Here is a 21,571-nt window from a genome sequence, read left to right on the forward strand (position 1 = left end):
CCAGTAGCACCTGTCGCTCCAGTAGCCCCTGTCGCCCCAGTTGCCCCTGTCGCCCCGGTAGCCCCTGTAGCCCCAGTAGCCCCCGTCGCTCCAGTAGCACCCGTCGCTCCAGTATCTCCTGTCGCTCCAGTAGCCCCCGTCGCTCCAGTAGCACCCGTCGCTCCAGTAGCACCCGTCGCTCCAGTATCTCCTGTCGCCCCGGTAGCTCCAGTAGCCCCCGTCGCCCCGGTAGCTCCAGTAGCCCCCGTCGCCCCGGTAGCTCCAGTAGCCCCCGTCGCCCCAATAGCCCCTGTCGCCCCGGTAGCACCTGTAGCCCCAGTAGCCCCCGTCGCCCCGGTAGCACCCGTCGCTCCAGTATCTCCTGTCGCTCCAGTAGCACCGGTAGCTCCCGTAACCCCAGTAGGCCCAATCGGTCCGCCGGCTGGTCCTGTAGGACCGGTTGGGCCAGTTGGACCAACTAATGAGGGAGCCGCCAAGATGCATTTCATTTTAAATACCAGGAGTATTTCTTTCTTAATGATTTCCTGCATCGTATTTTGAACACTTTCATTAATAGCAATCAGATCACTTATAGAAGGTGGATTGGTTAATCCAGGCAGGGTTCCAACGGCGTATTGAATTTTTTCTGCTTCGGCATTAATGAGATGACCTAATCCTAATTCTTCAATGGCTATTGAGGATAACAATAGGTTAAGCGCTTCATCTCTCGTGATGAGCACGGTAGGCGTAATGTTGGGAATATCTTCTAGAGGCAAGAGAAACATCCCTTTACTTTTGGATTTTAATATCTTATGTGCTAATCCAAAGAAAGTTCCTCGACCCCTCGTACGATCTAGTTATTCCTTATACTTAAATAGGAGTTGTTCTAAATGAAATCATAAAAAATTTGGATTTCTTCTGTTTTTCTTTCATAATATAAGGGGAGTACTACTAAACCATACAAAGAGCCATTATGAGCGGTAATGGGTTCTGTACAAAAAAAGAGGCGAATATATGATAATCATCAAAACGATGGAAGAGATCGAGAAGATGCGGGCTGCCGGCAAGATTCTTGCCGAATGCCATCGGCAGATTGCGCAAATTATTAAACCCGGTATTACTACCTGGGAGATTGATGAGTTTGCAGAGAAGTTCATCCTGTCCCAAGGGGCAACGCCTGAACAAAAAGGCTACCATGGTTACCCTTATGCGACCTGTGCATCAGTCAACGATGTGATTTGCCACGGTTTTCCGAAGAAAGAGCCTTTGAAGGAAGGCGATATTGTGACCATCGATATGGTCGTCAATCTGAACGGTTGGCTGGCTGATTCAGCCTGGTCTTACGGAGTGGGCACTATTAGCGATGAAGCGCAAAAGTTGCTGGATACCACGAAAGAATCGTTGTTCCGCGGCATAGAGCAGGCGGTGGCAGGTAACCGGATCGGGGATGTAGCACATGCAATCCAGACTTTTGCTGAATCCAGCGGCTATTCGGTGGTACGTGACTTTATCGGGCATGGCATTGGCTCGGAAATGCACGAAGCGCCAGAGGTGCCGCATTACGGCCCCGCAGGGAAGGGCCCTCGCCTCAAAGAAGGTATGGTATTTACCATTGAACCTATGTTGAATACCGGAAGCTACCGTACGAAGGTGGGTGCAGACGGATGGACAGCTCGCACCATTGACGGCGGCTTGTCTGCTCAATACGAGCATACACTGGCGATTACGCCGCAAGGGACAATTATTCTGACAGAGCTTTAATTCCATAACCATACAATACCCCCGGCCCGCCTCACTTTAGTGTGAAGAAGGGCCAGGGGTATTTGTGTTTTAATCTGTGATATTGCTTGTATAGTATTCGATGATATCTTTACGACGGATGATCCCGATGAAAACTTCTTCCTCGTCGATTACAGGAACAAAGTTCTGATCAGCAGCCAGAGTCAGCATATCTTCCATTTGTGCTCTGACAAATACACTTTCGTTGTGCACATGCCTTTGGATATCGCTAATTTGCACCTCGCGCATCGTTTCAAACGTTAGTCCTGGCGTCCGCTTCAGCTTCCACAACAGGTCGCCCTCCGATAGAGTCCCTACATATTTCCCCGCGGCATCAATTATAGGGATCGCTGTGTAATGATGCTGTTCCAATTGCTCCATCGCTTCCAACATGGACATTGAGGAGGTAATATAGGCAACCTGATCTTTAGGCAACAAAAAAGAGGATATTTCCATCGGTATGAACTCTCCTTTACTGTGGATTTATGGGCAGTGTCTCTTTTATTAAAACATATTTTAGGATGTAAGCGCATTGATTAATTGATTCTCATCTTAAAAACCCATGAAAACTCCCTCAATCGGGATTCCATGGGTCGTTCGCGGTGATGCTGAAATTTAACGCTTCTGCTCCCAATGCTGAGGATATTTAACAACCGGGTGTTTAACCTTTTGTAGCTTGGAGATGAAGTCTGGGCTTACATTCAGATTGCTCTCCACAAGCTGGTGAGGCGTCAAGGCCATCCATTGATTGAGTGAAACGTCCTGGAATCTGTCGCTTTTGAACATTTCCAGAAACCATAGACTCTCTGTACCGGTATTCTGAACATAATGTCCGAAGGCAAAAGGCACGTAACCTACGTCCCCGGCTCTGTAATCGAACGTACGGGCGGCTCCGTCGCCTGCAAATACGGTCATCCGGCCTTGCCCGGAGAGGTAATACTGCCACTCATCATTATTAGGATGCCAGTGCAGCTCCCGCATACCGCCCGGTTCAATCTCCACCAGTGCTGCGGCGACGGTTGTGGAGATGGGGAAATTGGAGGAATCCACGATCCGTACACTTCCCCCGGAGGTTTTGAGTGGAGGTTGCGCGAGTAGCTGATGCTTAAAAGACAAAGGGATGGGGCCATACGGAGATTCAACAGCCTGGCTGTTAATAAGGCCTGGAACGGTATCCTGATAAATATATACCTGTTTGTCAGGGATGGATTGAAAGTCGCTTTCCGGAACTCCGAAATTGGCTGATAATACTTCTTTTGGCGTATGCGCGAACCAGTCTGAGATTGAGAGTGTGTTGAGGTCGGAGAAGCTGCCATCATCGAACACAAGCAGGAACTCACAGCCCTCTTCTAGGCCTTGAATGGAGTGAGGAATGCCGGGTGGAAAATACCACAGATCTCCCGGTCCGACATCAGCTATGAAATTTCTGCCGTTCTGGTCCACAGCGGTAATCCGGGCTCGGCCAAGTAGCATATAAGCCCACTCTGCCTGCTGATGCCAGTGCAGTTCGCGGACGCCGCCCGGGGTCAGACTCATATTCACTCCGGCCAGCGTGGTGGCGATCGGAAGCTCCCGCACGGTGATTTCCCGTGACCAGCCGCCGTGGTTCAACTGCATGTGTGTATCGGAGAACGAAAATCGCAGGTTCGGAACTAGCCCGTTATCCGTAACCGGCGGGACGAACATATCGGGGTTCTGTAAATCCCGTAAAATATCACGCGGACCATTGTCTACATTCCCCGCACCGTCACTGCGGATCGGTTGAGGGATATTGGCCGATTTGGAGGGATGCTGATTCATAAATTTATCTTCCTCTCTTCATGTCTTCATATTGCAATAGCTGATGACCGAACGGAGTGGCATACAAGAGATTTTTATGAGTATATGCGGTCATATATACGGTTTTCGGCAAACAAAAACAACCCCCGAGAGAACTCTCGGGGGTTGGAAAGTGGGGGGAAGGGAGGAGTCAAAAGCCGGATTGGGCCCTGAAGCTGCCTTTTTCAATCTCGGTCTTTAAGCTTGATTTCGCGACCGTTACAACTGCGCTAGCAGGTCGCTGGCCAGTTGCTTCGCTATCGGTGCAGAGCAGGAAACAAAGCGCGGCTGCAGCCAGCAGCAAGAGGGACAGCAAAATCTTTATAATATCGACATGAAAATCCATAGCGTGGTAGCTCCTTCTGTGTATCCTGTTGAAACTGAGATCAACCCCGCTCTACCAAAGGAATGTAATGTCATCTTCTTGATTTGAAGAGAGTAAACCGGCATAAAGCAGACCCCTGGGGGAGGGGTCTGTTTGTTCATGCACATTCAAGCATTCTATATAAGTGGGATGTCCGGGAATAGCTTTGTTTTTATACGTGGGATGTATAGGGAAAGTTATTCTTGAGGCTGAGCTTTCTCCGAATTAGTGACCTTAACCTCTGCCTTGTATTGCTTCAGAAGCTCAGCAAGGGCGTCCTTGATTTTGGCAGCATCTTTAGTAGCCACAGCGTCGTTCAGATTAATTTGAGCATTAAAGAATGCATTGTTTTCTATAGCGGCTACTGGGAATGCAGCGTCGAGTTTTACAGCTTTTGATGCCGGAACACCTTCCACATTGCCGACAACTTTCGCATCACCGGTGGCTATCGCCTGAGCAGGAATTGTAACCTCGGTCCATGTCAGCTTTTCCCCCTCTGCAGTTTTGGGGCTTACAGCAACAGTTTGGTTGCTCTTGGCATCCTCAGACTTGACTGGCAGCTGGATCTTTACCCCGTCAACATTTTTAAGCGTGCCTTTGGAGATATTCACGGTCTCACCTTCCTTCAAAGCAGGAAGCGCAGGGATTTCAGAATTATTCTGAGCGGATGAGGCATCTACTAGAATCGCCATAGGCAGCACTTCTTTGTATTTTTCCAGTACAGCTTCCCATTCGCTTACAGTTTCAGGTGCGTATTTTTTAGCCAGCTCTAAAGGGTTAGCCATTGTAAAGGCTGCAGTAGTGGCTTTCAATGGTTGGACGGCAGCACTTGTATCGTTTTTGGTGTCTTTGATATTTGCAGTACTGTTGGCGTTAGCAATAACCGGTACAGAGATGGCAGAGATCAGCAGGGCGGACAGGGCGACATTTTTGAATTTCAAGCTGTAGTTCATTTTTCAACACTCCTTGTGGTTTGGTTTGTCTTACAATGTCCAATTTACAGGAGGAGTGTGGCACAATATTGGTTGATTTGTGGAAAAACAATGGCAACGCTCTTATGCTATATCTACCTTTGGTATACTTACTAAAGCGAAAAGACATAGGAGGACCACTTCATGAATAACAACTATCTCATCGCGGTAGTCGATGATGACGAGAATATCCGGACTTTAATAGAAGCATATCTGCACAAGGAAAATTACCGAACAATTGGCCTCGCGAACGCTGAGGATGCCTGGACATTATATAGAACAAGTCCACCGAGTATGTGGGTAATGGACATCATGCTTCCCGGTATGGATGGCTATGAATTATGCAGGCGCATCCGTAATGAGGGCGAGGTTCCAATTATCATGATTTCGGCCAAGGATAATGAAGTGGATAAAATCCTCGGTCTTGAACTAGGCAGCGACGATTATCTTGTCAAGCCCTTTAGTCCACGCGAACTGGTTGCCCGAATCAAGCGGCAGCTGGAGCGCTGGGTCCGGATCACGAATGCAGAAGAACGGGCAGCCCTTAATGAGACAGCGTCAGCGTCTTCCCGAATCGACATTGGCGAGCTCAGGCTGCTGCTGGAAGAGAGACGGGCAATATGGCATGGCGAAGAAGTGGATCTTACCAGTAAGGAGTTTGCTATGCTTAAAGTATTGGCAGAACATCCGAACCGGGCATTTACGAGGGACGAGCTATTGACGTTCGTCTGGGGAGACGATTACTTCGGCAGTGATCGTGCAGTCGATCATCTAATTAAGCGGATGCGTAAAAAAATAGAGGAATTACCGGTAGAGTCCGTATGGGGACACGGATACCGTATGCGTACAGACAGGAGTGAGACTTGAGATGAAACTCGTTCACCAGATTAACCTTGCCTTCGGGTTATCATTGGCGCTGATTCTTTCGATCACGGCGGTGTTGATTCATTATGTGCTGCTGGATCATTTCATCGGGGCACAGAAAAGTGATCTCAAGACATTAAGCGCGGCGATGTCGGCGACTTTATCCCAAGCAGAAGAGAATGTTACCCCAGCGATGATTCAGGATATGGGGACCCTGCAAAATGTGAATGGAGTAGCTCTGGACCCAAGCAAGACGACTAGTGGTGCAGTCCTTGATGTCGCAAGCGCGATTCCAGCTGGTTATGCTGGTGTGGAAGCTATCGTCACCGATCCTAACGGGAAAGTGCTGACAGGTCCACTGCCGTTGAATGCAACGTCTTTGAAAGCAACCGATAGCTCTTTCTCAGCAGTCACGCCCGCACTGCTGCAGGAGGCCAAGCCTGTTACCTCCAGTCTTCAGGAATTATGGAATGGGAAAGATGGACGTTATGTGATGAATGTAAGCGCGATTCCACAGGGCACCCTAACGCTCCTGACTCCAATGAGCAAGATCAAGGCAATCGAGCAGGCGCTCTTGGGACGACTTGTTCTGGTAATCTTCATTGTAGGTGCAATCTTGTTCCTTCTCAGTTTGTTTATTACGAAAAAACTAATCCAGCCACTAATGAATTTGAAGCAGGAATTGAAGAAGGTCAAGGAGCGGCATTTTACCGATGTACAGCTGGTCAGAGCCGGAGGTGAGATAGGTGCTGTCGCGCAGACCGTATATGAAATGGCCGGGGAGCTGAATCGGTTCAACCAGGTACAAAAGCAGTTTTTCCAGAATGCATCCCATGAGCTGAAAACGCCTCTGATGTCCATTGCAGGGTACGCGGAGGGTATCCGGGATGGTGTGTTCGAAGGCGAGAGTGTCCGGACGGGCCTGGATGTGATTCTGGAGGAAAGCGGGAGATTGGGGAAAATCGTAACGGAAATGACGCTGCTGGCGAAATTGGACAGCGAAGAGGATATTTTCAAGCCATCCGAGGTGAGCCTGAATGAACTATTGTCAGAAATGGCCGAACGTGTCAACCCGCTGCTGGTGAAGAAAAATCTGAAGCTCCACATTGACTGTCCGGATAACAAAGCGCTGGTCATTATGGCCGACCGTGATAAGCTGCTGCAGGCGTTGCTCAATATCGTAACGAATGCGGCAAGATATGCGAAGGAATACATTCATATCACGGGAAGTATTGAAAAAGGAAAGGTGGAGCTGACCGTCACAGATGATGGCCCCGGCTTCCCGCAGGAACTTCTACCGACCTTGTTTCACCGTTTCGTTAAAGGCAAGGACGGCGAGTCCGGGCTCGGTCTAGCCATTGCCCGCGCGATTGTAGAGCGCTGTGGTGGATTGATTCAGGCTGCTAACCGCCAGGAAGGCGGAGCGATGATCACATTCGGCTTCCCTGTATCCAAAGGCGTCTGAAGCTGCAGCACGTGCGTATACTACACTTGCGGGGTCCATAAAATAAACAGCGTGCCGAAATGTTCTCGGCACGCTGTTTGCGTTTGATTTCGTGTATAAAGCTGTGTTTGATTTCGTGTATGGTGCTAAGTTTGACTCGTATAACGCTATGTTTAGTTCGTGATAGCACTATGTCTAGCTTGTGTATGGCACTACGTTTGGTTTGTGTATGAATATTTGCTTCGTGTATGACTACGTTCGGTTCTACTTGTATCGATGCATGTTTCTTACCTTACGCAGCGCAGCAATTACTGCGGATTCATTAGCTTTCTTTTCTCTTCAGAATTTTTAAAAGCCTCGAGAATGGAGGGTAGCAGCCCAGGGAATCGTATATTCAAATCCTCGGTACGCATGGATACGAGTCTTTGTGTCCCCTGAACGCGTACATTGACAATACCGGATTCACGAAGGGTACGGATATGATGAGATGCTGTAGATTTCACCACAGGTACATTAATGTCTCCGCAGGCGCGTTCACCTACGTTATGGAGTTCAGAAACAATTAATAAACGGATAGGATCGCTTAGGGCATCCAGAACCGTGGACAAATGAATATCTGCCTGATCAGGATGATATAGAAGTTTCACGGGAGTGCCTCCTTTTTTAGCTTATGATTGCATTATAGCATAAGTCGTGATATATTATTTTCAAATTTCGATTATAATCGAACAATAAAAATTGGATGGTGGAGAAAATGAATAAACAACCAATCCCTGCCGCATCTGGCGGACAGGAATCGGCTGTGATAAATGAACGGGCAGTAGGCATTCTGCTAGGTGTAGCGATCGTGCTAGTCATCATGAATACCATGATGTTCAATTTGGCTCTGCCTGATGTTGCAGAAGCTTTTCATCTGACACCTGCGTTAACTTCGTGGATTGTCACAGGCTATTCGATCGTTTTTGCCGTCTCGTCTATCACGTACAGCCGTCTTGCTGATTTTGTACCGATCCGCAGGCTGTTCATAATAGGTATCTTGTCACTGAGTCTTGCAGCGATAGTAGGGTTGTTCAGTAATAGCTTTATAATGCTTTTAATTGTGCGGCTCGTTCAAGCCACTGGTGCAAGTTCAATCCTTGCATTGACAATGGTTCTGAACTCCCGCTACATTCCGGTTGAGCGCCGCGGTAAGGCGATGAGTATAACGATGTCCTCCGTCTCGATGGGTCTTGGACTAGGTCCGGTTGCTGGCGGAGCTATTGTTGAGTATTTAGGCTGGCATATGTTGTTTGTAGTTACTGCAGTTACGGTGATACTGGTACCGCTGTTCGTTATTTTTATTCCAAAAGAGCGTGTGCAGAAGGGGTCTTTCGATTTCCTGGGCGCATTGTTCATTAGTGCGGGCACGACAGGCCTGCTAATCGCCTTAACGAATCATTCCTGGATTGGTCTGGTTGTAGGTCTTGTAGCGCTTGTGTTGTTCGCTGCCCGGATTCGTTCAGCTAAGGAACCGTTTGTCTTGCCGTCCTTATTCCAGAACCGCCGCTATCTGATCCTGTCTGCGGTTGGTATTGCTGCTTATCTTTGCAGCTTTGCGACCTTGTTCCTGATGCCGCAGATTCTGGTGAAACAGTACAGCCTAAGCGCCATCCAGGCGGGTATGGTGATTTTCCCGGGATCGTTCCTGGCCATGATTGTCTCCCAGCGGGTCGGTCGGTTTATTGATTCTCGTGGCAATAGCCCTATTTTGCGGATCATTCCGCTGTTCTTCCTGGCAGCCGTTGTCTTGTTTGCATTATTTGAGGGAAGCTCGTATGTAGCCATTATCTTTATTTACATGCTGATGAGCACCTGCTTCACAATTCTGTCGAGTAGCGTATCCAACGAAATCTCCCGTATTCTGCAGCCGGCCGAGATGGGCTCCGGAATGGGTCTGTACCAGCTGCTGCAGTTCTGCAGCGGAGCCATGGGGGTTGCTGCTTCTGCCAGCGCACTGGCGATGCAAAAGAGTCTGCCAATGGGCCTAGCCTATAGCAATATTTACTGGGGTCTGTCCATCATCGTCATCGTATCCATCGGCTGTGCAGTGCTCTACCTGAGATCGGCCATGCAGCGTCAGCCGCAGGTATAATCCGAATTTTACATGAAGCTCCAAAGTACAAAGGGAAAGGTAATAAGTCCGAGAATCCTGTGTTTACAGGGTATCTTGGACTTTTTAATTTATTCAGAGCAGATTTCAAAGGTACTACAGCAGAGGGGTTCAGTAATGCCTTTGATAGGTAGGATTAGACAAATGCGCATAAAAGACCGTTGACAACCCATAAAATAGATGATATTTTAAAAACACAAATTCCAATAAAAATACTTTGAATTAATTGAATAACCGACTGTTCAGACAGAGGTGTTGCGCTTAAGGGAAGCGTGATACCTCTGTTTTTTATTTCAACACCATAATAAGTGCTTACCAGAACAGCCTGCAAAACAAGCTGGGCAGAACAGGGTCATCGAAACAAACTGGATAGAACAGCATCATCGTATCAAGCTGGACCTAACACGTAGGAGCTAACGGACCTCAAAGGCGCTATTTTTCACATGAGGCTGCTCTGGCACATGTAGCGGACTCAGGTGACGCTATTTCGTTCCAAACAACCGATTTTGAGCCAAATTTTTGTCAATAAGGTCTCTGGAGTCCTTTATCTTCCGGAATGGATAAATCCAAAGGGAATAAGGTCTCTGGAGTCCGTTGTTTGAGCAAGCAAGTGCTAATTTTGAGAGGGATTCGTTTTATATACTCGCTTTTAAGGAGGAGCTGGGATGGGAGAGGCGTTATTATCCATAACAAATCTGAATAAACGGTTTGAGACGGCGGGCGGACATGTTCAGGCCCTACACAATGTAGATTTGCAAGTGCAGCAAGGAGAGTTTATTACAGTTATTGGTCCCAGCGGCTGCGGCAAAAGCACCTTACTACGTATCGTTGCCGGACTAGATAGCGGCTATACGGGTAATGTGACTCTGGAGGGTAGCGAAATTGGCGGCCCCGGGATTGACAAAGGCTTTATTTTTCAGGAGCATCGGTTGTTTCCATGGCTGACCGTGGAGAAGAATATCGCTTCCGATTTGTCGCTGAAGGACAAAGAAGTCCGTCAGAAGGTAGATGAGCTGATTGAACTGGTAAAGCTGAAGGGCTTCGAGAAGTCTTATCCGCGTGAGCTGTCCGGCGGGATGGCCCAGCGTGTGGCGATTGCTAGAGCGCTGCTGCGGAGTCCGAAAATTCTGCTGCTGGATGAGCCGTTCGGGGCGCTGGATGCCTTCACCCGGGCGCATATGCAATCGGTATTGCTGGACATTTGGCGCACCAACAAGACGACGATGATCTTTGTAACCCACGATATTGACGAGGCTGTGTTCCTGGGTAACCGGGTAGTTATTCTGGAACCGCGGCCAGGCAAAATCCGTCAGATTGTCCCTATTGATCTTCCATATCCGCGCAAGAAGACGACTTCATCTTTTCAGGAGCTGCGGCTACGGGTGCTGAATCAGTTTGAGAAGGTGGATGAGCTGGAACTCACGGACGGGGCGGGGATCTGACGCAGACATTTGAAGCAGAGATTTCTTGCCTCGGTAAAACTAATGAAAAATAGCCAAAGCAATGAAACAGCAGTGATGGAGCAATGTAGAGCGGTAATTAGGGAATTAGAGCAGTATAAAAGTAGAATTAATACAGCATTGAAGCAGCATTAAATCAAAAAATCAGCACTAAAGCAGCACTATAAGTCGACCATACCACTTGGAGACTTCCTGAAGAAATCTTTCGGGAGTCTCTTTTTTTATAGTACAAGAGGTTTGGAAAAGAACAGGAGGAGACCATTCATGAGCAACCGCACTGCAGCAGTACACGCAGCAAGAGGACCAGGAAAGGCCGCAACATTAGGGCTGGCCTTGCTGCTCCCGGGAAGTGTACTGATTCTGTGGCAGACATTAGGTCATTATGGAATCATCTCCGAGATGCTGTTTCCGACACCGTATACCATTGGCGAGTCTTTCTGGAATCTGGCAGTTTCAGGTGATCTGTGGGTCAATCTGAGAATCAGTGCGGCCCGGGCTCTTAGCGGGTTTGTACTTGGCGGGGGGCTTGGACTGCTGTTAGGTCTTCTGGTCGGCCTGTTTCGAAGGTCGGAGAAGCTGCTCGACCCGTCGCTGCAGATGATTCGGATGATCCCGAGCCTTGCGGTGGTGCCGCTGTTCATCCTTTGGTTCGGTATCGGCGAGGAATCTAAGGTATTGCTAATTGCCAAAGGCGCTTTTTTCCCGCTCTACATCAATACATTTGTAGGCATCCGCAGTGTAGACAACAAGCTGTTCGAGGTCACCCGGGTGTTAGGTTACAGTCGGCTGAAACAGATTTCCAGATTGGTGCTGCCCGCAGCACTGCCAAATGTCGTTCTTGGCGTACGCCTGTCCCTTGGTTTGTCCTGGCTTGGGCTGGTGGTGGCGGAGCTTATCGCTTCAAGCTCAGGTATCGGCTATATGATGTCGGATGCCCGCCAGTTTGCCGATACACCGGTGGTATTCGTGGGGATTCTAGTCTTCGCAGTAGCCGGGCTGCTGAGTGATACCGTCGTCCGCTTGATCGAGCGCAGGCTGTTGAGATGGAAAGACAACTTTCAAGGATAGGAGGAGTGCAGCATGAGCGATAGTGTAGAAATCATTATCAATCAGGCCAAAGCAGTCAGAGAGGCCCACGATTATAGTGGAACGGCACCCATATGGTCCAAAAAGAAGAGCAAAAAGGCCCCGATCGTTTGGAGACCTCTATTGTCTGATCTTGGGATTGGTGCCTTGATCCCGGTCGTGACAGTGGCTGTCTGGCAGTTGGCTGGCAGCGCCGGGTGGATCTCGGGTGAATTCTTACCCACACCGCTATCCATTGCGAGGTCTTTTGTCGAACTGTTCTCCAGCGGCCAACTGATCCATCATCTCGGGGTGAGTATCGGCAGGGCGGGAATTGGTTTTCTGATCGGCGGTATTCTGGGGCTGTTATTCGGCGTATTAACCGGATTGTTCCGTAGCGCGGAATATGTGCTGGACCCGAGTGTACAGGTGCTGCGCCTTGTTCCGCACCTTGCGATAGCGCCGCTAATCATCCTTTGGTTCGGTTTTGGAGAAGTATCTAAGGTGGCTATTATTATGAGCGGCTCCTTCTTTCCGCTCTACATTAATACATTTGCCGGTATTCGTGGTGTGGATAATAAGCTGTTTGAGGTGGCCCGTGTGCTTGGGTTCAGTCCATCTCAAAAGCTGCTACGGCTGATTCTACCGGCGGCACTCCCCAGCATTCTGCTTGGCTTGCGGCTGTCACTGGCTGTTGCCTGGATTGGTCTCGTCGTCGCTGAATTAATCGGTTCACAATCGGGGGTTGGCTTTCTTATCAATGAAGCGAAGCAGAACTCCGATACAGAAATCATTTTTGTAGGCATTATTATATTCGCAGTTGTCGGCAAGCTGATTGACTCCCTTTTTAAGGTGATTGAACGAAAATTTCTGTTCTGGCGCGAAAGCTACCAAGGTTAATCAATTTGAGGAGGTCTATGCAAATGAGCGTAGCAGCACAAAAAGGATCGTTGTATTTGACGGCAGATGTTCTGGTGATTGGTGGAGGTCCGGCAGGAACCTGGGCGGCGCTTACAGCAGCCGCTAAAGGTGCTAAAGTTGTGCTGGCCGACAAGGGGTACTGCGGATCAAGCGGTGCAACGGCTCCTTCCGGCACAGGCGTTTGGTATGTGAACCCAGACAAAAAGCTGCGTGAAGACGCCAAAGCCAGCCGCTTTGAATTGGGTGGACGATTGGCAGAGGACCGCTGGATGAACCGGGTGCTGGATCGCACGTATGAGAATATGAATCGCCTTGGTGTTGCAGGGTATCCTTTTCCGCTAGATGAGCACGGTAACCAGCACCGCCGGAGTCTGCAAGGACCGGAATACATGCGCTTAATGCGGAAGCTGGTCAAGAAGGCCGGGGTCAAGATCCTGGATCATAGTCCGGTTCTGGAACTGCTGGCTGACAGCCATGGCGTTGCCGGTGCGGCTGGTGTGCAGACGCAGACCGGAGAGACCTGGTCTGTGCAAGCAGGTGCAGTGGTGATTGCCACTGGCGGCTGCGCTTTTCTGAGCAAGGCGCTGGGCTGCAACGTCTTGACTGGAGACGGGTATCTGTTTGCAGCTGAAGCGGGGGCAGCCCTGTCAGGGATGGAATTTTCAAATGCTTATGCGATCTGCCCTACCTTCTCCTCGGTCACTAAGACGGCATATTACAACTATGCCAGCTTCTATTATGAGGATGGCAGTGTGGTTGAGGGCGCCGGATCCAAGAGAGGCCGGTCGGTCATTGCCCGCAATCTGCTGGCCGGGCGTCAGGTGTTTGCCAAGCTGGATGGTGCGCCGGAAGATCTGCAGCCGCTTCTGCGGGTAGCGCAGACGAACTTTTTCCTGCCCTTTGACCGTCTCGGGATCAATCCTTTCAAGGACGCATTCCCGGTTACGCTGCGGCTGGAAGGCACCGTGCGGGGTACGGGCGGCATCCGCATTACGGATGAGAGCTGTGGCACAGGCGTTCCGGGACTCTACGCAGCGGGTGATGCAGCTACGCGCGAGTTGATTTGCGGCGGCTTCACCGGTGGCGGCAGCCATAATGCTGCCTGGGCAATGTCCTCCGGTTCTTTTGCCGGGGAAGGCGCAGCTGACTATGCGCTGAGTCTGGGTAGACATGCGGAGGACCGCACGCCATCGGGTCTGTCTTCCTCATCACTGGTGGAGCAGCAGGTGAAGCCGGGAACAGCGGCCCGGACAGCGGAGCTTGTCTCAGCGGTGCAGGCGGAAGTGAAGCCTTATGACATCAATCTTTTCCGGACCGAGAAGGGGCTGACTTCTTCGCTGGATCGCCTCGGTGGATTGTGGAAGGAACAGCGGAATACGGAGATTCAGCGTACGCCTGAAGGGGTTAAAGCACGGGAGGTTCAGGCTATGACAGCTACAGCACGCTGGATGTATAGCTCTGCACTTGCGCGTACAGAGACACGCGGTATGCACAAGCGGGAGGATTATTTAAAGATCGATGAGCAGCAGCATCATCGCCTCATCAGCGGTGGCCTGGATGATGTATGGGTCAAGCGGGAAGAGGTAGCGAAGGAGAGTGTTCTTCTGTGATTGAAGTCCTCAGTGCAGATAGTTGTATATCATGCAACCAATGTGTAGCGGTCTGCCCGACCAACGTATTCGACCGGGTGGAGGATGGAATCCCCGTCATTGCCCGGCAGAGTGATTGCCAGACCTGCTTCATGTGCGAGTTATACTGCCCGGTGGATGCACTGTATGTAGATCCTGATGCCGAAGCCGTTTCAGGCGTGACCGAGGCAGAACTGCAGGAGCGGGGACTGCTTGGCGGGTACCGTGAAAAGGTAGGTTGGGGCCGAGGCCGGCAGCCGGTCGCGGGCCATGACTTTATGTATCAACTATCGCGAAGAGCGGGATTTTAAAGTTCAATATATTAAGTGAAGTTAAGATCAAGCAGTAGACCAGAAACCAGAAACCAGTCGTTATTCTGGTGAAGTCCTGTCTTCTTAAGATTGAAAAAGGTCCAACTTCCCAACTAACAGCATTATTGTACCTTATTTTTCTTCATTATAGGAAAATCAGGGGAATAAGGGCATTTTTGTACCTTATTTTTCGAAAAACCACGCTGGACGGGTATTCTGGAAGATTTAAGGTACAATATTGCACTTAATCCCCGTTAACCTTCTGACGCAGAATAATTAGGGTGCAAAAATGCCGTTAATTAAACTTTGGAAATCGTTATTAGGCTTTGTTTGTTATTTTTAGTGCGTTTTAGTGCGTTCTATATAGCTGTATAGATTCACAAAGCTGAAAGAGCGCCTGGGTAACGTATTGGCAATATTGTCTTCATATTCATTCCAACATTCAACATCGAGGGGAGAAGCAACAATGGCAAAGGCATTCAGAAAGAATCAAGGGGGACAGGGCAAACGGCTGCGTTTGCTGCTCATCGTAAGTGCAGTCATGGTTATGATGGTGCTTCAGGCGTGCGGCAACAACGCGGGATCAGGTGGTGGCAAGGAAGCATCCGCTCCGGCAGGTGGAGAGAAGGCTGAGGCTGCGAGCGGCGCGGCAACGGGGAATGTACCTGCGACGCTTAACTTTGGCTATATCGGCTCCAACAAACTGAATCTTCCAGGCGGAGCAGAAGGCTGGGGCTTTCACAAGGGAATTATCCAGGAAGAGCTGAAGAAACACGGCATTACTGAAGTGAAGCTCACCGGCTTCCCGAATGGACCCGACCAAACAGAATCCTTGATCAGCGGTCGGCTGGATGCCGGAAGCCTTGGTGATACGCCTGCCATTATTGCTTATGCCTCTGGAGCAAAGACGCGTCTCATCTCCCAATCCTCGGCGCATAGCGTAGGTTATCTGATTGGCAAGAAGAATGGTCCTAAGACTGTTAAGGAGCTTCAAGGCAAGACAATCGCCATCCAAAAAGGCTCCTTCATGCACCGTTATATAGCTGGATTGCTGAAAGACGAGGGAGTGACAGGTGTTAAGCTTGTGCATATGCTGAGTCCTGATGGAACAGCTGCCTTAGCCCGAGGGGATGTGGATGCCATCACCATTTCAGGTGTTCCTGCACTTAAGTTGATCGATGAAGGCTATACCCATTTGGATGATGCCACCCAGCATCCTACCCTTCTGGGTACAAGTGCAACCGTAGTGTCTGATGACTACTTGGCGAAGTTCCCTGATTTCCCGAAGGTATGGAACGAAGCGCGCGAGAAAGCCTTGGCTGACTTGAAGCAGCATGAGGATGAATATTATCAATTCCTTGCGGATATCGGTAATACAACGCCAGAGCTGGTGAAGAAAGTGAGTCCGATCAGCGATATCAAGGATACTGCGTTTACGGAGGAAGGCACGAAGCTGCTGGAAGGCACGAAGAACTTCCTGGTGGAAGAGAAGCTTGCTAAAAAAGATTTTAAAATCAGTGATTGGCAGCTGAAATAGCACTCAAATATCACTCAGTATCACTCAGTAACACTCCATAACACTCAACATCACCAAGAACAGAAGGTCTATGAGGCATGGCCTGTAAATAAGGGGGAAACCAAATGTCTCAGCAGGATCAACAGTGGACGGCGGATGTGCTGGTGTTGGGCGGCGGACCGGCGGGAGCCTGGGCAGCTTGGAAGGCTGCCTCGCAAGGAGCAAAGGTCATACTGGCGGACAAAGGCTATCTGGGTACCAGCGGTGCAACCGCGCCTGGTGGCACCACGTTGCTCGTCATTCCGCCGGTGGCAGATTTACGGGAGCAGGCTGTTCAGGCCCGGCTCCGGGCAGGCGGATATTTATCCGAAAATGCCTGGATTCACCGGGTTCTGGACCAGGTAGAGCACAATCTGGAACTGGTGGCCGAGTGGGGATATCCATTCCCTACGGATGGGGAGGGCAAGCCGCTGCGGACGCATCTGCATGGGCCGGAATATATGCAAATTATGCGGCGGACGGTGCGCAAGGCTGGGGTTAAAATTATGGACCAGTCTCCAGCGCTGGAACTGCTGCATGACGAGCATGGTGTCGGCGGTGCACGCGGTATCAACCGCTTGACCGGCGAGACTTGGGAGATCCGGGCCAATGCCGTCGTCATGGCTACCGGCGGCTGCGCCTTTCTCAGCAAAGGTCTGGGCTGCAATGTGCTGACCGGGGAAGGGCTGCTGATGTCTGCCGAGACGGGTGCGGAGCTGTCTGGTATGGAATTCAGCCGCCAATATGCACCAAGCTTCGCCGACGGGACCGTCACCCGCGGGCGCATGCTGGCTTGGGCCACGCTGTATGATGCGGGCGGACGGCCGCTGCACAAGGGAGACCGCACCTTTGGCAGCCTGCCGGAGCTGATGCAGCAAGGTCCCGTCTATGCCTGCCTTGATCTGGCCGATACGGCAGAGAAAAGGGAGTTCCTCCGCCGGGCCCATCCGATCTTCTTCATGCCCCTGGAACGGGCCGGGATTGACCCGTTCCGGCACAAGTTCCCGCTGACCCTTCGCTACGAAGGGACCATGCGCGGTACCGGCGGCTTGCGCCTTACGGGCAGCGACTGCGCCACCACTGTCCCCGGCTTGTATGCCGCCGGGGACGCCGCCTCGCGCGAGAAGGTGACCGGCGCTATCTCCGGCGGCGGAGCCTACAACGCTTCCTGGGCCATGTGCAGCGGAAGCTGGGCCGGGCAGGGCGCCGCGCAGTATGCGCTGGCCCAGCCAAGAGGCGCAGACAGCCGGCGGCTGCTCGCGGCAGGCCGCTATGGTTTGCCGGCTGGCGCCACCCACAGCAGGGCGCTGGACGCAAAGCCGCTGATCGCGGCTGTCCAGCGGGAAATCCTGCCGCTGCGGATTAACTACTTCCGCAGCGTGCCAGTCGTCCAGTCCGCCTTGCAGCGGCTGACGGACCTCATGCCCAGCCTGCACGGGAGAATCGCACCATCGGTGCAAGGAACCGTGCAGTCAAGAGAAGCGGCCGCCATGCTGATCGTCGGCCGCTGGATCTATACCGCTGCACTGGCCCGCAAGGAGAGCCGGGGCTTGCAAAGTCTGGCGGAATATCCCGCCTTGGACCCGCGCCAGACCCACCGGCTGATCCTCTCCGGCATCGAGCAGATACGCACCAGCACAGAGAGCGTGCCTCACGCTCATGAGCTGGGAAGACTTCAGGAGGAGCGGGCGATATGATCGAGCTAGTCAGCAAGGACCGTTGCATCGGGTGCAGCTTATGCGTGAAGGTCTGTCCTACCAATGTATTCGAGATGCAGGGCAAGCTGCCCGTCATCGCCCGGCAGGACGACTGCCAGACCTGCTTCATGTGCGAAGCTTATTGTCCTGTGGATGCGCTATATGTGGCGCCACAGGGTGAGTGTTCCGTCGAGGTGAACGAGGAGGAACTGGTGTCATCCGGGCTGCTGGGAAGCTGGCGGGCCGAAATCGGCTGGAGCCGGGATTCCGTGTCCACGATGGCGGAGCGGGATACGACGCCTTTTTTCGAGACCTTCACGGAGCAATATAGGGGCAGGTAAGAGGCGGACGTCCGCATGCGTTTTTTTCTCCCTTCTTTTCTTCCCCTTCAGGAGCAATATAGGAGCAGGGAAGAGAGGGCAACTGAACGCTTGAGTAATTACTTAAAGGGATTGGAACAGATTCGGCCTGGCCGGAGCTTCCAATCCCTTTTTGTGCTGAATAGATGACGGCAGATATCCTTACACGATCTCTTTTTGCACCTGATTTCGCTCCAGCAGCAGCCATATTTCATCGGCGATCTCTTCAGCGGAATAGGGCATTTTGTTCATAATCCACCATTCCATGACCCCTACAGAAGCCGATGTCAGGAAGCGGACGAGGATTTCTTTGTTGGCGTGTTGATTGATACGATCCATAGATATCTGGTTGCTGATGCCTTGCATCATCATTTGCTGCATGTTTTGCCAGAAGTAGAACATCCCTTTATTGTTGAGCATGGAATAATAAAACAAATGATGCCTCTCAATGTATTCAAGGGCCAGCAGCAGCGAATCTCTGATCGGTAGATGGTGATCTTCATGATTTTCCGGAACACACAGCCCCCGCAACACCTCGGAGTGCTCCTCAATGCATTTCTCCAGGAGATCATATTTATCCATGAATGTAAGTATATGGTACCTCGGTTAAGGTTGGCCCGTTCAGAGATTTGGTTAATGGTGATTTCTTCGAACTTCTTTTCGGCCATCAGCTCAATAAATGCCTTTTTAATGGCTGACCGGGTTTTTAGTATGCGCCTGTCCATCTTTAACCTCCAATTTCTCTTCCTGATTGATAGATTTTGAACAACAAACTGCTATTCTGTTGATTAATAAACAATTCCGCAAGTATTAGCGATTGAACCCGAACAGTGCAGCCTTTACAGTTGATTTTATAGAACGAATGTTTGTAAATCAACAAGTGTCAATCTAATGTCGACAGGAGGAGCAACAATGAAAGCCATAATTTTTAACAAATACGGTGCTTCGGATGTGCTAAGAGAAGAGGATGTTGCGGTTCCGGTCATCTCTGATGATGAAGTATTGGTGGAGATGTATACTACCTCAGTTAATCCTGTGGACTGTTACATTCGCTCAGGGCAGTTGCAGGAGATGTTTCCATTAGAGCTGCCTCATATTTTGGGTACTGATATTGCCGGAATCGTTCAGGCGACAGGGAAGAATGTTGAAAATGTGCAACCAGGGGACCGGGTCTTTGGCCTCGTGAATTCTGGAAGCTACGCAGCGTATGCAAGAGTGGATAAATCTGCTGTGGTCCCCATTTCTTCGGGGATTTCTTTTGTCGAAGCAGGAGCTTTACCCGCAGTTTCAATTACAGCCTGGCAATCACTGTTTCACTACGGTAAACTCCGGAAAGGAGAACGGATACTGATTCATGCCGCAGCAGGCGGTGTAGGTCATATCGCGATTCAATTGGCCAAATGGGCAGGGGCCTATGTCATAGGAACGGCAAGCTCGCCAAACCATGATTTTGTCAGACAGTTGGGTGCGGATGAGGTCATTGATTATACAGCCGTTGATTTTACTGATGTTGTGCATAATGTGGATCTCGTTATTGATGCGATTGGTGGTGAGGTTGAGGAGAAGAGCTTTAAAGTGCTGAAGGAGGGGGGCAAGCTGATCTCGCTGATTAACCCGGCCATTACGGGAAGTGCTTCTGAGAACAATGTCGAGGCAAAATTTGCACTCATTCAGCCCCGTTCCAGTGATTTCGCGCAGATTGAAGAGTTGGTTAGGGAGCATAAGCTGAAAGTTCATATTAGCGGTATTGTTCCACTATCACAGGTGGGCGTGGCCGAGGCGCACCGGAGATGTGAAACCCGTCATGTTAAGGGAAAAGTGGTCATCCAAATCAGGAAATAGACGATGTGAAAAAACTTAACAGGTTTATAAAATTGCTGCTGCAGTTTTGTAGACCTGTTTTTTGTTTGTTTTGTTCCCCATTGACACCGAACTCTGATTATATTACTTTAATTAGAGTATTTAAAATAAAGTATAAGGTGGAGCTGGATTATGAAATCATTTCTGAAGCACAAAGGGATTTTGGGTGGCGTCTTTATGATGATCTTTTATCAGATCATAATGATCGGGATTTTTATGGGCGGGTATAGCTCGATGCCTAAGGATATCGACAAGCTTACTGTGGCCATTGTTAACGAGGATCAGCAGGCTGGGGCAACGTTTGTGAAGGAGATTCAGGCGCAGATGCCTTTTCATGTCGTAACGAATCTGTCACTGGAACAGGCTAAGCAAGAGCTGGAGGATCGCAGCACCCATCTGGTGATGCATATTCCGCAGGATTTTACGCAGAAGCTGTCTGCGCAGGGAGAACAGGTGAAACTGGATTTTTTCATTAACCAGTCCAATCCCGCTACTGTAAGCAGTACCATGCAGAATGTTGTCACCCAGATCACGAACAAGATCAGTACGCAATTACAGACCCAGAGCTTCGATGGTATTCTGCAAGGTATGAAGGTGCCTGAAGCCCAGGCGCAGCAGATGGTTGCTGGTGTAATGAATAAGGTGGATGCCAATGTCGTGACGACCAATCCACAGCCAGCCGGAATGCACAATCAGATGGCTCCAATGTTCCTGACAATGTCTTCCTACGTGGGTGCGATGATCTATTCCATGATGAGTATTGGCGCTTTGAATCAATTGAGATCCCGCCTTGGCAAATGGAAAGCCTTCTTGTCCCTGCAAGGTGTCAATGTGCTGTTGTCCTTAATTGCCCCACTTGTAGGTGTTTCATTGTACTTCGCGGTTCATGGTTATGGCGCAGAGACATTTATGAAAGTGTGGATGGTACATTCGCTGGAAATGTTCGTCGCCATTGAGTTTACGAGTATTTGCTGTCTGCTGCTGGGGCAAGCGGGGATGATTGTGAATCTGCCGATTCTGCTGACCCAGACGATTGCTAACGGTTCCGTGGTTCCACAGGAAATGATGAGCGGAGTGTTCAAGGCCGTCAGCTACATTTCTCCGATGTTCTATACGCTGCATCTGGATTACAACTTACTGTTCGGCGGCGGCAAAACGGGGGTATATCTCACAGGCCTAGTGCTAGTGGGTCTTGGAGCGCTCTTAATTAATACGCTGATCCATCTGTTCAAGACAGTAAAACAGCCTAAAGAAGCAATAGAACCTGCACCGCAGCCGCTTTTCATGTAAAATAACAATAACGGGCTCTGAAATCTCCTCGTGGGCCCCTTTTAAATATGCATGAAG

21 protein-coding genes are annotated in these 21,571 nt (G+C 50.3%); 14 read left to right on the plus strand and 7 right to left on the minus strand.

The window, feature by feature from the left end; all coding sequences use genetic code 11:
* Nucleotides 1–755 (minus strand): alpha-helical endospore appendage domain-containing protein (locus HPT30_RS16375; RefSeq protein WP_512699074.1); only part of this gene is annotated, 755 nt, incomplete at its 3' end.
* A 238-nt stretch (nucleotides 756–993) separates the two neighbouring features.
* On the opposite strand from HPT30_RS16375, the gene map reads away from it, so the two are divergent.
* Nucleotides 994–1,740 carry a type I methionyl aminopeptidase gene (gene map, locus HPT30_RS16380; RefSeq protein ID WP_175372430.1) on the plus strand — a complete coding sequence of 249 codons (747 nt, stop codon included), beginning with the start codon at nucleotides 994–996 and terminating at the stop codon, nucleotides 1,738–1,740.
* Nucleotides 1,741–1,809: 69 nt separating this feature from the next.
* Here map and HPT30_RS16385 read toward each other — a convergent pair whose 3' ends face one another.
* The 4 genes from HPT30_RS16385 to HPT30_RS16400 form a co-directional block, all read right to left on the minus strand.
* The gene (locus HPT30_RS16385; RefSeq protein WP_175372431.1) at nucleotides 1,810–2,214 is read right to left on the minus strand and encodes a CBS domain-containing protein; all 405 of its coding nucleotides are present in this window, start codon (nucleotides 2,212–2,214) and stop codon (nucleotides 1,810–1,812) included.
* Between the two features lie 159 nt (nucleotides 2,215–2,373).
* A complete protein-coding gene (locus HPT30_RS16390) occupies nucleotides 2,374–3,558 on the minus strand; it encodes an oxalate decarboxylase family bicupin (RefSeq protein ID WP_175372432.1) in 1,185 nt (394 codons plus the stop codon).
* A 169-nt stretch (nucleotides 3,559–3,727) separates the two neighbouring features.
* Nucleotides 3,728–3,922 carry a hypothetical protein gene (locus HPT30_RS16395; protein WP_175372433.1) on the minus strand — a complete coding sequence of 65 codons (195 nt, stop codon included), beginning with the start codon at nucleotides 3,920–3,922 and terminating at the stop codon, nucleotides 3,728–3,730.
* A 215-nt stretch (nucleotides 3,923–4,137) separates the two neighbouring features.
* Nucleotides 4,138–4,893 carry a hypothetical protein gene (locus HPT30_RS16400; RefSeq protein WP_175372434.1) on the minus strand — a complete coding sequence of 252 codons (756 nt, stop codon included), beginning with the start codon at nucleotides 4,891–4,893 and terminating at the stop codon, nucleotides 4,138–4,140.
* 162 nt (nucleotides 4,894–5,055) lie between these two features.
* On the opposite strand from HPT30_RS16400, the gene HPT30_RS16405 reads away from it, so the two are divergent.
* The gene (locus tag HPT30_RS16405; RefSeq protein WP_175372435.1) at nucleotides 5,056–5,778 is read left to right on the plus strand and encodes a response regulator transcription factor; all 723 of its coding nucleotides are present in this window, start codon (nucleotides 5,056–5,058) and stop codon (nucleotides 5,776–5,778) included.
* 1 nt (nucleotide 5,779) lies between these two features.
* A complete protein-coding gene (locus HPT30_RS16410; protein ID WP_175372436.1) occupies nucleotides 5,780–7,240 on the plus strand; it encodes a sensor histidine kinase in 1,461 nt (486 codons plus the stop codon).
* A gap of 287 nt (nucleotides 7,241–7,527) precedes the next feature.
* Here the strand turns inward: HPT30_RS16410 and HPT30_RS16415 are convergent, their stop codons facing one another.
* The gene (locus HPT30_RS16415) at nucleotides 7,528–7,866 is read right to left on the minus strand and encodes an ArsR/SmtB family transcription factor (RefSeq protein ID WP_175372437.1); all 339 of its coding nucleotides are present in this window, start codon (nucleotides 7,864–7,866) and stop codon (nucleotides 7,528–7,530) included.
* A 107-nt stretch (nucleotides 7,867–7,973) separates the two neighbouring features.
* Between HPT30_RS16415 and HPT30_RS16420 the strand changes: the two genes are divergently transcribed.
* From HPT30_RS16420 to HPT30_RS16460, 9 genes are all read left to right on the plus strand, one after another.
* The gene (locus HPT30_RS16420; protein WP_175372438.1) at nucleotides 7,974–9,350 is read left to right on the plus strand and encodes an MFS transporter; all 1,377 of its coding nucleotides are present in this window, start codon (nucleotides 7,974–7,976) and stop codon (nucleotides 9,348–9,350) included.
* A gap of 683 nt (nucleotides 9,351–10,033) precedes the next feature.
* Nucleotides 10,034–10,810: an ABC transporter ATP-binding protein gene (locus HPT30_RS16425; RefSeq protein WP_175372439.1), complete on the plus strand. Its 777-nt coding sequence runs from the start codon at nucleotides 10,034–10,036 to the stop codon at nucleotides 10,808–10,810.
* A gap of 282 nt (nucleotides 10,811–11,092) precedes the next feature.
* Nucleotides 11,093–11,896 carry an ABC transporter permease gene (locus tag HPT30_RS16430; protein ID WP_175372440.1) on the plus strand — a complete coding sequence of 268 codons (804 nt, stop codon included), beginning with the start codon at nucleotides 11,093–11,095 and terminating at the stop codon, nucleotides 11,894–11,896.
* Between the two features lie 12 nt (nucleotides 11,897–11,908).
* Nucleotides 11,909–12,793 (plus strand): ABC transporter permease, encoded by an 885-nt coding sequence (locus tag HPT30_RS16435; protein WP_175372441.1) that lies wholly within the window; start codon nucleotides 11,909–11,911, stop codon nucleotides 12,791–12,793.
* A gap of 23 nt (nucleotides 12,794–12,816) precedes the next feature.
* Entirely contained in the window at nucleotides 12,817–14,424 is a 1,608-nt protein-coding gene (locus HPT30_RS16440; protein WP_175372442.1) for an FAD-dependent oxidoreductase, read from the plus strand.
* Nucleotides 14,421–14,753 (plus strand): 4Fe-4S dicluster domain-containing protein, encoded by a 333-nt coding sequence (locus tag HPT30_RS16445; RefSeq protein WP_066362822.1) that lies wholly within the window; start codon nucleotides 14,421–14,423, stop codon nucleotides 14,751–14,753. The genes HPT30_RS16440 and HPT30_RS16445 overlap by 4 nt, the downstream gene beginning before the upstream one ends.
* 466 nt (nucleotides 14,754–15,219) lie before the next feature.
* The gene (locus tag HPT30_RS16450) at nucleotides 15,220–16,290 is read left to right on the plus strand and encodes an ABC transporter substrate-binding protein (protein WP_175372443.1); all 1,071 of its coding nucleotides are present in this window, start codon (nucleotides 15,220–15,222) and stop codon (nucleotides 16,288–16,290) included.
* A 104-nt stretch (nucleotides 16,291–16,394) separates the two neighbouring features.
* A complete protein-coding gene (locus tag HPT30_RS16455) occupies nucleotides 16,395–18,005 on the plus strand; it encodes an FAD-binding protein (protein ID WP_175372444.1) in 1,611 nt (536 codons plus the stop codon).
* Entirely contained in the window at nucleotides 18,002–18,346 is a 345-nt protein-coding gene (locus tag HPT30_RS16460) for a 4Fe-4S binding protein (protein ID WP_175372445.1), read from the plus strand. Before HPT30_RS16455 ends, HPT30_RS16460 begins: the two co-directional genes overlap by 4 nt.
* 180 nt (nucleotides 18,347–18,526) lie before the next feature.
* Here HPT30_RS16460 and HPT30_RS16465 read toward each other — a convergent pair whose 3' ends face one another.
* On the minus strand, nucleotides 18,527–18,898 hold the full coding sequence (locus HPT30_RS16465) for a TetR-like C-terminal domain-containing protein (RefSeq protein WP_312876346.1): 372 nt from the start codon (nucleotides 18,896–18,898) through the stop codon (nucleotides 18,527–18,529).
* Between the two features lie 378 nt (nucleotides 18,899–19,276).
* Here HPT30_RS16465 and HPT30_RS16475 point away from each other — a divergent pair, with 378 nt between their 5' ends.
* On the plus strand, nucleotides 19,277–20,206 hold the full coding sequence (locus HPT30_RS16475; RefSeq protein ID WP_175372448.1) for an NADP-dependent oxidoreductase: 930 nt from the start codon (nucleotides 19,277–19,279) through the stop codon (nucleotides 20,204–20,206).
* A 150-nt stretch (nucleotides 20,207–20,356) separates the two neighbouring features.
* A complete protein-coding gene (locus HPT30_RS16480; RefSeq protein ID WP_175372449.1) occupies nucleotides 20,357–21,514 on the plus strand; it encodes a YhgE/Pip domain-containing protein in 1,158 nt (385 codons plus the stop codon).
* Nucleotides 21,515–21,571 lie beyond the last annotated feature (57 nt).

The organism is Paenibacillus agri (assembly GCF_013359945.1).
In the GTDB taxonomy this organism is placed as follows: Bacteria; Bacillota; Bacilli; order Paenibacillales; family Paenibacillaceae; genus Paenibacillus_AQ; species Paenibacillus_AQ agri.